The sequence below is a fragment of the Acidobacteriota bacterium genome (assembly GCA_033549365.1).
Classification (GTDB): domain Bacteria; phylum Acidobacteriota; class Aminicenantia; order Aminicenantales; family Saccharicenantaceae; genus JAWSUF01.
The window spans coordinates 1-15317 of the sequence record JAWSUF010000014.1 but is presented as its reverse complement, the minus strand read 5'-3'; the positions used below and the strand labels follow the sequence as shown (position 1 = coordinate 15317).

The following is a 15317-nucleotide window of genomic DNA, read 5'->3' as shown; positions in this document are numbered from 1 at the left end:
CGACGACACGGAAGGCGTTCTTCGGCGACCGACGGCCGCCATCAGGACAGGCGTCCAGGGGATCCAAAGGGGTGTTGGCGTAAGAAAGCCGCTAGCCATATCGAGCGCGGCTCTCCATGATGACGAATTCCCTGTTTTTTGCGACCGCCGAGAACAGCTCTGTGAATTTTCCCACACTCGGCACCGACCTTCCCTGCTCATACCTGGCATAGCTGTTCGGAGACTTCGCGCCCAGCCGAGCGGCGACTTCCTCCAAACTTAAGCCGGCTTTTTGTCGAGCGCGCCGGAGAAGCAAGGCCGTCAGGGCACCTTGATCCGATGCCCCGACCTCGAATTCATTCCCTTCCGTTTTGAAGACACGGACTCTGAACCCCTTCTTGTTGACAAGGGACTCAATAGCGTCAGCGATCATCACATAAGCGTCCTTTTTTGTTTTGCCCTGCGTAACAATGTCGAGGATGGGGACCTCGACCGCCCAGGTATTCCCCTTCTTGAAAACTCTGCCGGCAAATCTCATGGCTTTTCTCCTTTGACCGACCGCAGGATGGCTCGGGCTGTATACTCATTGATCTCGGGGTGACGCGGAACGGCGATTTCGCGCTCTCCACGTGTCCAGATATCATGGCGCCGGCCATGGCGTACGATCCGCCAGTCGAGCATCCTCAGCCGTCTTTCAAGCTCGCGGCGCTTCATACGTCCAATATACACATATATGTGTAATTGTCAAGAACGCAGAGACCACCCTTGTGGTCCAAGGCCGTACGGGCCTTCGATCCGTCGATCCGGGCGGTCACACGCCCCGTCGATGTCCGGGCGCCGATGGCGTCAATGTGGAAGACGCCGGGGACGAAAGGCTCCTGCTTTTCGAAGCTGTTGTTGATTTGCGGCGCGCTGGGCGGCAACGGCGCCATCAAGAAGGCCCTGGTCAAACAACGGGATCCGGGGTTCAGGGCATGGGGTTCGCGGGCTACGGCGAACCCGCCTCAGGAAGCCCTCTGCCCGCGGAGAGCCGGTCTCAGTTCTTCTTGTAGAGGATCTTTCCGCCGACGATCGTATAGAGAACTTCGGCGTTCAGAATTTCGTCCTCGGGAACGGTCATGATGTCTTTGGACAGCACCGTGATGTCGGCCAGCTTGCCCGGCACGAGCGAGCCCTTGATGTCCTCCTCGAAGGCGGCGTAAGCGCCGTTCAGGGTGTAGGAGCGCAGGGCCTCTTCCCGAGTCATCTTCTGATCCGGGAAAAACGCCTGGCCGTCCTTCATCTTCCGGGTGACCGTGGCATAAAAGGACGGAATGGGATCGACGTTTTCGACGGGGGCGTCGGTGCCGTTGCTGATGACGGCGCCGGTATCCATGAGTTTCCGCCAGACATAGGCGCCCTCTTCGGCCCGTTTCGAACCCAGGCGCCGGAAAACCCAGGGAGCATCCGACGTGCAGTGAATGCCCTGCATGGCCGGAATGACACCCATGGCGTCGAAACGCGGGATGTCGTCGGGATGGAGGTGCTGGGCATGTTCGATCCGCCAGCGCAAGTCGCCGGTTTCGGGAACGCCGCGGAACGCCGCCTCGTAGATGTCCAGGGTCTCCCGGTTGGCCCGGTCGCCGATGGCGTGAACACAGAGCTGAAAACCTTCGGCCAGGGCGATCGCGGCCGTCGCCGTCAGGGCGTCGACGGGTTCGGTGTTGAGTCCGACGCTCGTCGGCAGGCTGTCGTAGGGTTCGAGAAGCCAGGCGCCGTGCGGCCCGAGCGCGCCGTCGATCAGGCGCTTGATGCTGCGCACGGTCAGGTGGTTGTCGCCGTAGCCGATCATGCGGTAGGCGGCCAGTTTTTCCTTGAGGCGCGGATTCCGCTCGTTGACCATGACATAGAGCCGGACGCCGAGCCGCCCCTTGTCCGCGAATTCCTTGAAGAGGTCGATGGTCGAGAAGGACGCCCCGGCGTCGTGGAGGCTGGTGATGCCCTTGGACAGGCACTCCTGAGCGGCCAGTTCGACGATTCTGTGCCGCTCGGCTTCCTTTTCGTCAACCGACCGGCCGTCGATCGATGTGTAATAGGCGCCGCGCAAGAGGCCCTGGGCCGTCTCCAGAAATGCGCCGATCGCGACCCCCTTGGCGTCCCGGGTGATTTCGCCGCCGGGCGGGTCGGGCGTGCGGGCCGTAATCCCCGAAAGTTCCATGGCCTTGGCGTTGGCCAGGCAGGAGTGGCCGCTGGCATGGGTCAGCATGACCGGATTGTCCGGCGAGACGCGGCTCAACTCGGTGTGATACGGCATGCCGTCGACGTTGGGTTCCGGAACCCGGTCCCATTTCTCCTGATGCCAGCCTCGGCCCATGATCCAGTCGCCGGGTTTGGCTGTCTTGACAGCCTCGGCGACCATGGCCGTGATGTCCTCCCAGCTTTCCGCAACGGTCAGATCCAGGGAGAGCTTGGACTGGCCGATGCTCGTGAAATGGGCGTGGGAGTCGATGAAGCCGGGGATGGCCAGGCGGCCTTCGAGGTCGAGGGTCTTCGTGTCCGGACCCGCGTATCTCAGAATCTCCTTCGTCGTCCCGACGGCGGCGACGACGCCGCCGCGCGCGGCCAGGGCTTCGGCTTCGGGTTGGGCCGGATCGACGGTGACGATTTTGCCGTTGATCAGGATCAGATCGGCCGGCTCAGGTTTCGGCGCGCAGGCGGCAAAGCCGAAAGCCAGAACGGCGGCCGCAAGACCGGCGATGAAAAGATGAATGCGTTTCCGGGACATGATGCTTCTCCTTTCTCTCAGGCGAATGCCGTGAATAACTTTATACCACCCCTGATTCGCCGTCAATGCGGCGGGTCAGGGTTTCTTGTCCGACGCGCCCGGTTTCACAAGGGAAACACCGGACCGGCAGAGCGGGCATTCCGCGGCTTCGAAAGCCTCGACTTTGAGAGAGAGAAGCCCGCGAACGGGCCGGCCGTCGACATTGGCTTCGCCGCCCGTGCGGTCGACCAGAACATAGATGCCTTCGACGGCGGCTTGTCTTTTTTCGAGAGCGGCGACGACTTCGCGGATCGAACCGCCGGTCGTCATGATATCCTCGACGACAACGACCCGGGCGCCGTCGATGCCGGCGAAGCCCGACCGGAAGTCCATGGCCCCTTCGGCCCGCTGGGTAAAGGCGAATCTCTTGCCCAGCTTGAGCGCGGCCAGGAAACCGATGGCGATCGCTCCGTAGGCCGGGGAAACGACAACATCGAAGTCCCCTCCGTCCTTCCGGATTTTTTCGGCCAGCCGGTCGACGATTTTGTCCAGAACGGCGGGGTTCTCGATGAGGCGGATTTTCTCGAAGTACCACTCGGAATGCTTGCCCGAGGTCAACAGGAAATGCCCCCGGAGAAGAGCGTCGCTTTCTCGGAAAAGCTGCAGGATCTCGTTATCGGTTTTTTCGAACATCGTTATTCTCCGTTCAGAAATCCCCGGAAAAAATAAAGAAGGGCTTGCTGTCGAAGCTCTTGTAGAGCGGCCGCAACCTCTCGCGGTTGTAGTATTTTTCGACGTCGACGACCTTTTTCATGCTGGTGACAACATCGATCGGCACATCGTCGTAAATGCCGTTGTGGAGCCCGACCATCCGCCCCGATTTCTTTTCCAGGATAAGGTCGAGGGCCAGATTGCCGAAAGCCATGGGCACGATGGAGTCCACCGCGTCGGGATCGCCGCATCGGACAAGGTAGCTCAGGCGCTGGTTGATGACGTTGATCCGGCGCCCGGAGTTGTATTGCGGCGAACAGTCCTTGAGTCCGACGGCGATCCGGTCGCCGATTCCGCCGAGCTTCTTGTGGCCGTACATGTCCTTTTCCTCGCTGGCAAAGACCATGTCTTCGCCGCTGAGCTTGGCGCCCTCGGAGACGATGACGACGGAGTAGTTGCTGGGATTCGTGGCCCGGTCAGCCGTCAGGAGTTCGCAGAGCCGTTCCATGTCGAACGGACTTTCAGGAATGAGACAGCGATTGGCCGCCCCGGCCATGGTCGGGAGGATGGCCGTGAAGCCGGCATAGCGCCCGAAAACTTCGATGACCAGAAACCGCTCGTGGGAACCGGCCGTCGTCCTCAGGGCATGGGTCAGGGAGATCGTGCGGGTCACACAGGTGCTGAATCCGATACAGTAGTCCGTGCCGGGAACGTCATTGTCCATGGTCTTGGGAATGGCGATGACCTTCACGCCTTCCTTGTGGAGACGGACGCCGTAGCTCAGGGTGTCGTCGCCGCCGATCGGGATGAGATAATCGATGCCCAGGTGGTCGAGGTTCCTGAGAACTTCCGGCGTCAGGTCGCTGGTCTCTCCGCTGTAGACATTCCTGAGATGGTCGGGAACGTTGATGGCCGGGACATGGGACGGGCGCGTCCGCGATGTGTGGAGAAACGTGCCTCCCGTGCGGCCGATCCGATTGACGATGTCGACCGTCAGCCGGGTGAAATGCTCGGCATCCGCCTCGTCTCCGTCGCGCGACATTTCGACCAGTCCGGCCCAGCCGCGGCGGAAGCCGACGACCTCGTAGCCTTCATAAATGGCCCGGAGGGTGACGGCCCGGATGGCCGGGTTGAGGCCCGGCACATCGCCGCCTCCCGTGAGAATGCCGATCCGGCCTTTGATTTTCTTTTTGTGCGCCATGTTCGACTCCGCTTCAGGATTCGTCCTCGTCCTTCTTTTCTTTCGGCCGGTCCCAGGGCTTCCAGTCCTTGCCGAGAACGTGTTTCTGCATCCAGGCGATCTCTTCGATGTCGCGGCGGCGCTGGTGGCGGGGTTCGCGGAAGCCGTGGCCGGCCCGCGGCACGCGGAGATAGCGCACCGGGGCCTTGTCGATGTCCTTGAGCGCCGTAAAGAAAAGCATGCTCTGCGCTTCCGTGCAGGTTGTGTCGTTCCGGCCGTGAAAAAGAATCGTCGGCGTCGTGATGTTGGTGACATGCGTGTAAGCGGACAGGTTCCGGTAATCTTCGGAATTGTCCCAGGGCGTCCCGCCGATGTGCCAGAGCCGGACGTCGTGGTTGAAGCCGATGCCGTACTCGGAGGACCAGTCATAAACCCCGGCGCCCAATGACGCGGCTTTGAAACGGTCCGTGCGGGTGATCGTCCAGCCGCCGAGAATGCCGCCGTAGCTCCATCCCCTGACGGCCAATTTGTCGGGATCGGCAATCCCCAGAGAGAGGATATGATCGACGCCCGTCATGAGATCCTCGTAGTCGCCGAGTCCGATGGCGTCGTCCTTCCCGACCGTGTTGCCTTCGCGGAGGTCGTCGCCGTAACCCGTGGAGCCACGGACATTGGGCGAAAGGGACGCATAGCCGAGTCCGGCATAAATGTGATAGGAGGCCCGGAAAGAGTTCGTGAAGACTCCGGCCGGCCCGCCGTGGATGTTGAGGATGAGAGGCAAGCGCCCGGCGATGGCCTTGGCCGGAGGCGTGTGGAGAAGGCCTTCGATCTCCATATCCCTCTTGCTTTTCCAGGATACGACTTTCATGTCGGCCAGGAGAAGATCCCGGGCGACCCAGGGATTGGCGTCGGTCAGGCGGACGGGTTCGAACCGGTCGATCGCCGTGACATAGACGTCTTGCGGCGTCCTGAAGTCGGAAAAGAGATAAGCCGCTTTGGATTTGTCGGCCGAAAAACTCACGCCGCTGAGCGATCCCTCGACCGAAGTCAGGGCCTCGACGGCGCCGGTTTCAACGTCCAGGCGGTAGAGATTCGTGTTCGTCCGCACCTGAGCGTTGAAAAGAATGCCGCGGCCGTCAGGCGTCCATTCGATCCCGCGGACCGCACCTTCAAAATCGGCGGAGAGAAGACGCGCCTCCTTGGTGTTCGGATCCATCAGGTAGATCTTCGAATCCCGGTTGAGCCAAACTTCGAGATCGGAGGCCAGAAATGCGAAGGTCTTGCCGTCCGGGGCCCAGGCGAGGGCGGATTCGGGAGCCTCGTTTTCGGTGAGCTGCGTCCGTGTCTTGGCAGCCAGGTCATAGAGAAAGATTTCGTTTTTCCCCCCGTCGTTCCGCCGGTTCGTGAATCGGGCGGTGAACAGGATGCGGCCGCCGTCGGGTGAGACATCGAAATCCCCGATCAGGATGTTTTCGTCCGTGATCTTCATTCCCTTCCGTGTTTCAAGATCCATGACCCAGAGATTCCGCCATTGACCCTCTTCCTGGCCGTGGGGCCCTTCATCGACGAAAAAGGCGTCATCTCCGGCCTTGTATTCCTTCTCCTCATCCTTGTCCCGGGCTTCGGGCGCGATGAAATAGATTTTTTTCGAATCCGGGGCCCACTTGAAGAGCCCGATGCTTGTTTTCTGTTCCGTGAGCTGGACCGCCTCGCCTCCCGCCGTGGGCATGAGAAAGATCTGGCTGATTTTATCAACGGCCCGCTTGAAGGCCAGGTATTGTCCGTCGGGCGAAAAACGGAAGGAGTCGCCGCCGTCCTTGCCGATGTATTGTATGGGCTTTCCACCGGATGCGGGAACACGGTAGATCTTGGTTTCGCGCTTGTTTTTCTCCCAGTCCAGGACGGACTCGGAGTAAAGAACCCAGGTCCCGTCGGGGGAAATGAGTCCGAGGCCGACATCAACCATGTTCAGGGCATCGTCGGCGGTCATGGGACGGCGCGGCGTCTCCGCGGCGGCGGACAGGGCGGGGCCCAACAGGAATGCGACGAGCATCGTCAGGCACAGGACTCGACAAATCGGGTGGATCCGGGTCATTCGCTTTCTCCTTGACGGAAACGCTCCGGCGCATTTCCAAAATTTTCTGCGCTTATTATAAAGGAATCCGGAGGCCGCGGCAAAACGAACGGTTTGACTCGGACCGCCCGGGCCTGTATTCTTGGTTCGAGGAGAGGGAATCATGACACATCGATCGAAAACCATGACCCGGCGGGGATTTCTGGCGGCCGGGGGAGGCCTGGCACTCTGCGGCGCGGCGGCCGGGCTCGCCGGAGGCGGACACGGGGCCATGCAACCGCCCGTCCCGAAACCCACAGCCGCAACGGCAACCGGGAAATCCCGGGTCGTTCTGGTCAAGACATCCGACCGGAAAGCCGGCGTCCGAAAATCCCTGGAGATTCTGGGTCTCAATCCCGGAAAGGGCAAATCGGTTCTCGTCAAGCCGAACTTCAACACATCCGACCCGACACCCGGATCCACACACAACGACACGCTGCACGAACTGCTGGCCGCCGTCAGGGACATGGGCCCGAAAAGCCTGGCCGTCGGCGACCGCAGCGGCCCCGAACCGACCGAGGAGGTCCTGGCGAAACTGGGCATTCACGAACTGGCCGCCGGGTTCGACGCCGAGGTCATCAATCTGGACGAGCTCGGCGAAGACGGCTACGTCCGTTTCGACCCGCCCGGCTCCCACTGGAAGGACGGTTTTCTCGTCGCCCGGCCTGTCGTCGAAACCGAATGCGTCATCTCGACCTGTTGTCTCAAAACCCACCAGTTCGGCGGTGTCTTCACCATGGCCCTTAAAAACTCCGTCGGGGTCGTCCCCCGAAAAGGCCACGGTTACATGAGAGAGCTTCACGGCTCGCCCGACATGAGAAAAATGATCGCGGAAATCAACTGGGCCTACACGCCGGCGCTTGTCGTCCTGGACGGCGTTGAGGTCTTCGTCGACGGCGGACCCATGAAAGGCGAACTCCGGACAGCGAACGTGTTTCTGGCGGGAACGGACCGGGTGGCCGTGGACGCCGCGGGGCTTGCCGTTCTGAGACATCTCGGCAGCAACAAGGCCGTCATGGAGACGCCGATCTTCGCCCAAGAGCAGATCGCCCGGGCGGCCGAACTCGGCCTCGGGGCGGGTTCGGCCGCCGCAATCGAGATCATCACGGCCGACGACGAAAGCGCGGAATACGCCGGCGCTATCGAAGCGATCCTGAAAGCCTGAAAACAGCCCGGCGCTTCAGCGCACAATGCGGTGATAGGTATAGAATCGGCGGACCCGGGGGTCGGCCAGGAGGGGTCCGTGCATTTGGAGAAATATGACCCCCGTTGAGGAATTGCCCTCGATGATTGTGAATCCGGGCTCGGTGACCGCGATGTCCCAGGCAAAGCAGGGAACAAAGGCGAAGCGCCGGGCGCAATCAAGAATGCCGCGGCGGATGTCCGGCCAATTCGGAATCTCGACACCGGCAATGTCTCCCCCGGTCTCGGGATGGCGGTCGTGCCGGATGACCTGACAGCGTTTTCCGACAGTGACTCCGGGTCCAAGCCGGCCGGAGTCAAGATCCACCGGGGCGCATAATCCCGCTCGTCTGAGATTAAAATTGTCGACAGGGAAAGAACGGGAGTTGCCGATACGCTGAACCGCGCGGGCGATGAAGGGCTCGTGGGTATCCGGATCGATCAGAGTCACGATGCGCAGGGTGTTGGTGGTATCCGGGAACAGCCCGGAGCCGTATCGTCCCTGAACCACAAACCCTGTGACAACCTGCAGGTTCAGACCGGCCAGCAGGGCCTCCAATTGACCCGGCTCGGTCAGCGTTCCGTTGACCGCCACACCGCTTTCCTCGCGTGACAGCCGCAGGAAGCCCGCACCGCTATGACCCCGCAAAGGTTTCACCGCCAACCGGCCGCCATCCGGCAGAAGCCGGACCGGAATGTCGGCAGCCGGCATGGAGGCGCCGGATCCGAAGTCGAAAAACCGGCCGCGGCGGATGACGCCATGCAATTCGGGAACGGGAAATCCGTGGCAAATCATCAGAGCATGGAAGACGGCTTTGTTGTCGATCATCTCCCGGAACAGGGAGTCGATCCAAAGCGTTCTCAGGGCCCGGACATCGCTGAGATATCCATCGGACGCCTTCCTATCGAGACCATAGAGTTGGAAACTGAACCGGCAAAAACCCTTGCGCCACGAACGCAGCCAAAAACGGGGAGAAAGCCCGGCGGGAGTTCGGAGGTCTCTCCAGACCAGTTCGATGAAATTGTAAAGATGGTGCAGCGCGTCGTCGACCCGGCCGGCCCGGGAACGGTCGGAATGCGCCATGACGGCTCTATCCAACCGCTTTACTCCAATTCGCGATTCAGGGGGGCTGGAGAAAGGTTTTTCAGCAGAAACCGGGTCATCGCACCATAGAGATGAAGCGTCGTGTTCGGCCCCTCGGAAATGCCGTGGGCCCGGTTCGGGTAGGACATCATCGTGAACGGCTTGTTGTGGGCGATGAGTTCGTTGACGAGGGCTTCGAAGGCCTGATAGTGAACGTTGTCGTCGGCCGTGCCGTGGGCGATGAATAGATTCCCTTCGAGCCGGGAGGCGAAGGTCAGCGGCGATCCCTGTTCGTATCCCTCCGGGTTGTCGCGGGGCAGTCCCATGAACCGCTCCTGGTAGATCGTGTCGTAGTATTTCTGGTGGCTGACGAAGGCGATGGCGATTCCGGTCTTGTAGAGTTCGGGATAGCGGAACATGGCATTGAGGGTCATCTGGCCCCCGCCGCTCCAGCCCCAAATCCCGACCCGTTCGGAATCGAGAAACGGCCATGTCTTCAGAAGCGCGCGCAGGGCCGCCGCCTGATCGGCCGAGGCAAGAATGCCGACCTGGCCGTAGATGCACTTCCGCCATTCGCGGCCGCGGGGCGCCGGAGTGCCGCGGTTGTCCAGGCTGACGACGACGTAGCCCTGCTCGGCCAGCATCTGGTGCCAGAGCCGGTTGTTGCCTCCCCAGCGATCGAGGACGGTCTGGCCGGCCGGCTCGCCGTAGACGTGGATGAACAGGGGATATTTTTTCGCCGGGTCGAAATCGGGAGGCTTGATGGACCAGCCGTCGAGGAGTACGCCGTCCCCGATGTCCACGCGGAAAAATTCCGTTGAGGCCGGCTTCAGCGACCGGACGGCCTCGATGAGTTTTGCGTTGGCCGCCATGACACGGACGTTTTCATGCCCGGGAAGCTTGACAAGCGAAACGACCGGCGGAGCATCGAACGTCGTGAAGGTGTGAAACGCCCATTCCGCCGTCGGCGAGAGGGCATAGGAGTGCGTGCCGGACTGCCCGGCCGGAGTCAGCCGCTCAAGTTTCCCGCGGCCGTCGAGGCGGACGCGGTGGAGATAACGCTGCGTCGGATTTTCTGGAGAGGCGATAAAATACAGCCAGCCGCCCTTGTCGTCGACGGCCGAGAGCGAAATGACGTCATAGGCGCCCGGCGTGAGACACACGGGTTCTCCTCCGGTCCGGGGCACAAGAAAAGCCTGGCGCCAACCGTTCCGCTCGCTCAGCCAGACAAGCGAGGTTCCGTTTTTCACCCAGAGGAACTCATCCATGACGTCCACCCAGGCGTCGTCACGATCGACAAAAACCGTCCGGACATCTCCGGTTGCCGCATCTCCGATCATGAGGATGTTCGTGTTCTGGAGCCGGTTGAGGTACTGAAAGACGACGCCGCGGCCGTCGGGCATCCAATCCATCCGGGCGATGTAGTGGTTGCGCCGGTCGCCGGGCGCCTGGATCCAGGTCGCCGGACCTCCTCCTGAAGGGACGACGCCCAGAAAGACGGCGGAATTCGTCTCGCCGGCCTTGGGGTATTTGAAGGTGATGATCCGCGGATAGAGATCGTCCGTGTTGTTGATCATGTGGAAGTCTTTGACCCGGGACTGATCGAACCGCCAGAAGGCGATCCGGGTTCCGTCCGGGCTCCACCGGAAGCCGTCGCGGATGCCGAATTCCTCCTCGTTGACCCAGTCCGACGTTCCGTTGATGATGTCCTCCGACCCGTCCCAGGTCAGGCGCACGATGCGGCCGGTTTCAATCTCTTCCTCATAAATATCGTTCTTGTAGACATAGGCCGCCCGGCCGCCGTCGGGAGAGAATTTGGCGAACATGAGCCGGGACTCTTCGAAATCCCGTCCCAGCCGCGTCAGCGCCCCGCTTTCACGATCGAGCACCCAGAAGTCGCCTCGCGTATTCCGGCGCCAGACGCGCCGGGAATTGGTCATAACGAGAAGGCGGCGACTGTCGGCCGACCAGACGTAGTCATGAATATCCAGAGGCTTGGCTTCGCCTGAGGGTATCAGCGAGGCGGCCGGAATCAGGATTTCGCGACCGCCCGTGCCGGTCCGGTAGAGGACGATGTCCCTCCCGCCTTCGACGTCCGTCGAATCCTCGAGGGTTGTATAAGATCGTCCGTCCTTCATCCAGCGGGCCGGACCGAACCGCTCGGAGGCGAATTCGCGGGAGGCGAAGATCCTCTCGAGCGAAAGCGGCGGCGCTTCGGTTTCCGAAGCATCCAGGGCACGAAGACACGGGATCATGGCCATCGCCAGGATTAGGCCGGCCCCAAGGCTTCCCAAGCCGAATTTTCGTCTTGTCATGTCCGTTCCTCCCGATCTAATCTGTCGATAACAATCTATCACGAGGGGGTTCCGCATGTATAGACGCCCGACAAACCACGGGACGCACGCTTTCAAATTCAGAGGGCCGTCAACCGCGCGGCGATTTCAGGATGCCTGTTCCGGTCGAAATGCTTTACGGGACCGCGGCATGAACAGCATCACTCCGAGCGATCCGGCCGGGGGTTTTTGCGGCTCAGGATTCCGTGATCGGAATGTGATTGTAATACTTCTCGATGAACTTTTCCTGGACTTCGAAGGACCAGTGGACATCGCGGATGAAGTTTGCGGCATCAAGGGAGCGCCCCTCGCGAATCGCTTCGAGCAGGCGCGCGTGCTCGCCCACCGACGCGGCCTCCCATTCCTTGACGAATCCCTTCTGGCGCGGGAAGTCGTAGAGCCGCTTTTTCAGGACATTGACCATTTCGATGAGATAGGCATTTCCACAGGGGTTGAGAAAGGTGTTGTGAAAGGCGAGGTTCCGCTCGTAATAGAGATCGAAATCGTTTTGTTCGACGGCCTCTTTCATGCCGGCATTCAGTTCCGCCATGGCTTCGATTTCGGCCGCCCCGATTTTGTCGAACCCGGTCATAAGAGCCGTGCTTTCCAGCGCGCCGATGATCTGATAGTAGTTCCGGATGTCCTGGACGGTCAGGACGTTGACGACGACCTTGCGCCGGGGCAGGATGCTCACGAAATGCTCCATTTCAAGCTGGAGCAGGGCGTCGCGGAGCGGCGTTTTGCTCACGCCGAGTTTCTGGGAGGTCTCCTCCATGTCGATCACCGACCCGGGCAGAATATCCCCCTGGCGCATCTGCTCCCGGAGGTACTCGTAGACCTGCGATTTCAGAGATTTGACGTTTAAAACCGGCTTTTGGTCCATGATCGATCTCCTTCTCTTTCCCGATCAACCCGTGATTCAGTCAGGCTAAATACTTGATAATAAATCCGGAGTCAAATGTCAAGAATATTATCCGTATATTCCGTCTCGACGTTTTCCAGGAAAAGGCCGAGGAAGCGGCCCGGGACCAGGGACGGGACAACGATTTCCACTTCGTAGTCCTTGTCGGGCTCGAGATGGGAGATGTCGGCGTAGTGCCCGAGAAACGTCCGCTCCGGCGCTCTCCGGTCGATGCTGTTGTAGGCCTTGAGGACGGGAATCGCCTGCCCGTCGATCGTGATCGAAATGTCCAGGGCGTCGTCGGGCTCGGCCGTCTGGGCGTAAAGCAGCAGCCGCCATGGGGCCAGCCACGGCGCCCGGAGTTCGTCCTCGGTGTAGTTGACCGGCCAGGCCTTTTTCAGGGCCTCGAGCCGGCTGAAAACGCGGGCGGGGATCTTGAGAACGGCCCGGAACGTGCCGCCCTCGAATTCGGGATCATGATCCCCGACTCTTTGAACCCGGCTGAAGGCCGGGCCGGAAAAGCGCAGTCGCGCGTCGACCCTCCGGCCGTCCTGTTTGAAAGGGACCGTCTTCCCGTTGACCCGAAGTCCCCGGATCGTCACGCCGCCCGGAAGAAGCACCCGGATGTCGTGTTCCGTCCCCGGCTCGCCCTTGACCTCGGTCAGCGACAGAATTCTGTTCTTGACGGCCGCCTCGCCGGGGCAGCCGAAAAGAAGCGGCTCATTGTAGTCTTCGGGCATGGGAAAGATTTCCAGGACCGCGGCCTGCGTCCCGTCCATTTCCATCACGAACTCCTCGCCGTGCTCCCAAAGCTCTCCGCTCGGACCGCGGATCAATCGACCCTCCCAGGGATGCAGTTCGCGGACGACGAACCACGTCCCCCGGGCAAGCCCAATCGAGGCGTCGAGCCGGAACCGGGCCTCCATCCGGCCGTAGTTCGGATTATAGAGAAACACGAACCCCCGGTCTTCACGGATCGCCGCCGTGCCGTCGACACGGCCGATCATGGGCGGACCGATGATCGGCCGCAGGCGGCGAAGAAAGACGGCATTGGCGTCGGTCCAGTCCAGCCATTTCCGGAACCAGGCCTTGTCTTCCTCCGAAAAGGCCCGGTACTCCTCTTCGGCCCGGGCCGGGAGGACATTGACGACATGATTGAACGGGGCTGTGCCGATGGACGACAGCAGGGAAAACTTCCAGCCGAGATGATCCCAGTCCTTACGGCGGAAGCCGTCGCGCCGCATGACGCCCTCGGCGTCATGCCTTGCCGTCTGGTGGGTGATGAAACCGGGCATGATCTCGGGCGGGCAGAATCGCTCCACCCTGAACCTCCAGGCGGCATACCGCTGGCGGTTGGCCGAGACCCGGTCGGTGTGAAGGTCGGGGAAGGCCGTGAAACTCTCCGGCTGTTCGTCCGTCATCAGGGGATGGGGATAGGTCCCGGCCAGCCATGTCCAGGGACCGAAATTGTGGTATTGCTGGCGGCCGTCGATCACGATATCGGGAATCTCCCTCCGCAGCGATTCCAGGATGCGGCGGCAGCCGAACCACTGGGCATAGCGGCTCGAGGCGCCGTCATAGGCGATCCACCAGTGATCGAAGGAAAAGCCCGAGGCCCCGGTCTGGCGCTGGAATTCGACAAGCCTGCGGATCAGCCAGTCCTGAAAGCTCCGGACGCCGGTGTCCGCACCCCGATAGCCGCCGAGCTTGTCTCCGGCCCAGCGCGTCCATTCGGGATCCTGGAGAAAGGCGAGCGAGGGATAGACATAGGCCAGCGGGGCCATTCCCTTTTCCGCCATTTCTGCGATCATGTCGCGGATGTCTTTGGGGACGTCGTTTCGGACCGGCGCCCATTCGCCTGTTCGGATTTTCTGTCCGAGCGAGAACCAGAGAAGATTTTCCCAACCCCAGGCATCCGTGTTGTCCTCCCACGACGCATGGCGGCTGTTGTGCGGCGTGAAGAGAAGATGCCGGAGGCCCAGTTCGGAGGCCCGGTCGACGATGCGCCGGTATTCCTCCCAGCCTTCGGGTGTGCCGACATCGATCTGGTAGTCATTCCCGCACCAGCCGACGTGGACGCGGGTGCTCCGCATGGGCCGGTGGAGAAGAAAAGACCGGACGCAATCCGTCAGAGCTTCGACTTCGGCGGCGTCGATCACGGGCTCCTCGGCCGCGAGGCGCACCGGATCGGCCGCGGGTTTCCACTCGGGAACGGCCCGGGCCGGAAAGACCGTTCCGGTCAGTTCGTGAAGTCCGATGCAGAGGCGGTCCGTAACAAACGGACCGTATTCATGCTGCCAGTCCATATCCGGCGTATAAGAGACCGAAACTTCTCCGGACTCGTTTTGCCGCCATTCCATAAAAGGGTTCTGCAGCAGAAGAAAGGCGCCCCAGCCCGATCCGCCCGCCTGTCCGGGCGCATATCTCAGGAGCCGGCCGTAAGCGCCGTCGGCCAGAGGCAGTTCCTGAAAGGGGGCGGGATCAAGGCGCGAGGCCAGGGCTTCGACCCGGGCCACGCGGAACGGCCGCCGGGGCGAAGTCGGCGAATGCGCGAGTTCGGCATGCCGGCTGACGAATCTCCATCCGGCCTTGAGCTCGTAGACGACCTCGATGTGGAAGTCCCCGTCTTCGTAGAGATAGGTGACGCTCCCGGGAAGGATCTTCATCTCAACGGCCCGGAGTTTTTCGGTGCGGATCTCCCGTCCTTCAAGGATAACGGCAAACGCCCCTGACGAAAACTTCAGCACCCGGTCCGTCGCGATGTCTCTCAACTCCGTCAACCCGTTTCCCCCGAATTCGGCCCGGAGAAGGCCGTTATCGAGAACAACGGGCCGCGGCTGGGCATGCAGAAGTCCCGACGAAAGACCGGCTGTCATGGAAACAAGAAGAACGATCACCGCGGCGGCGCCGCACACCCCTTTCCGTATCATCCCATGCATCCGCGCCTCCTTCTTCTTGCGTGAGAACATCGCTTTCTGCCCAAAAAACGAGCCTGCAAGCTTTGTCATTTATTTTTAGAGCTTGTTTCAAAGTTACGTGATGGCATCGATCCACCTGTAGTTGGAGATGAGAGACACAAGGTGTAAACGGC

11 protein-coding genes are annotated in these 15317 nt (G+C 61.3%); 1 reads left to right on the top strand and 10 read right to left on the bottom strand.

Annotated elements, in window-relative coordinates:
* Positions 1 to 91 precede the first annotated feature (91 nt).
* From SCM96_13985 to SCM96_13960, 6 genes are all read right to left on the bottom strand, one after another.
* Positions 92 to 517: a helix-turn-helix domain-containing protein gene (locus tag SCM96_13985; GenBank protein ID MDW7761730.1), complete on the bottom strand. Its 426-nt coding sequence runs from the start codon at positions 515 to 517 to the stop codon at positions 92 to 94.
* A complete protein-coding gene (locus SCM96_13980) occupies positions 514 to 693 on the bottom strand; it encodes a type II toxin-antitoxin system HicA family toxin (protein ID MDW7761729.1) in 180 nt (59 codons plus the stop codon). Before SCM96_13980 ends, SCM96_13985 begins: the two co-directional genes overlap by 4 nt.
* Positions 694 to 1015: 322 nt before the next feature.
* A complete protein-coding gene (locus tag SCM96_13975; protein MDW7761728.1) occupies positions 1016 to 2743 on the bottom strand; it encodes an amidohydrolase in 1728 nt (575 codons plus the stop codon).
* A gap of 75 nt (positions 2744 to 2818) precedes the next feature.
* Entirely contained in the window at positions 2819 to 3415 is a 597-nt protein-coding gene (gene pyrE, locus SCM96_13970) for an orotate phosphoribosyltransferase (protein ID MDW7761727.1), read from the bottom strand.
* A gap of 13 nt (positions 3416 to 3428) precedes the next feature.
* A complete protein-coding gene (locus tag SCM96_13965; GenBank protein MDW7761726.1) occupies positions 3429 to 4634 on the bottom strand; it encodes an ATP-dependent 6-phosphofructokinase in 1206 nt (401 codons plus the stop codon).
* A 13-nt stretch (positions 4635 to 4647) separates the two neighbouring features.
* Positions 4648 to 6708: a S9 family peptidase gene (locus SCM96_13960; GenBank protein MDW7761725.1), complete on the bottom strand. Its 2061-nt coding sequence runs from the start codon at positions 6706 to 6708 to the stop codon at positions 4648 to 4650.
* Positions 6709 to 6850: 142 nt separating this feature from the next.
* Between SCM96_13960 and SCM96_13955 the strand changes: the two genes are divergently transcribed.
* The gene (locus SCM96_13955) at positions 6851 to 7891 is read left to right on the top strand and encodes a DUF362 domain-containing protein (protein ID MDW7761724.1); all 1041 of its coding nucleotides are present in this window, start codon (positions 6851 to 6853) and stop codon (positions 7889 to 7891) included.
* Between the two features lie 15 nt (positions 7892 to 7906).
* On the opposite strand, the gene SCM96_13950 is transcribed toward SCM96_13955, so the two are convergent.
* From SCM96_13950 to SCM96_13935, 4 genes are all read right to left on the bottom strand, one after another.
* Positions 7907 to 8992 carry a sugar-transfer associated ATP-grasp domain-containing protein gene (locus SCM96_13950; protein MDW7761723.1) on the bottom strand — a complete coding sequence of 362 codons (1086 nt, stop codon included), beginning with the start codon at positions 8990 to 8992 and terminating at the stop codon, positions 7907 to 7909.
* A 20-nt stretch (positions 8993 to 9012) separates the two neighbouring features.
* Complete coding sequence (locus SCM96_13945) at positions 9013 to 11307, bottom strand: DPP IV N-terminal domain-containing protein (GenBank protein MDW7761722.1); 2295 nt, start codon at positions 11305 to 11307, stop codon at positions 9013 to 9015.
* Between the two features lie 214 nt (positions 11308 to 11521).
* Positions 11522 to 12208, bottom strand: coding sequence for a GntR family transcriptional regulator (locus SCM96_13940; protein ID MDW7761721.1), 687 nt, complete (start codon positions 12206 to 12208; stop codon positions 11522 to 11524).
* 71 nt (positions 12209 to 12279) lie between these two features.
* The gene (locus SCM96_13935; GenBank protein ID MDW7761720.1) at positions 12280 to 15156 is read right to left on the bottom strand and encodes a hypothetical protein; all 2877 of its coding nucleotides are present in this window, start codon (positions 15154 to 15156) and stop codon (positions 12280 to 12282) included.
* Between the last annotated feature and the right edge of the window lie 161 nt (positions 15157 to 15317).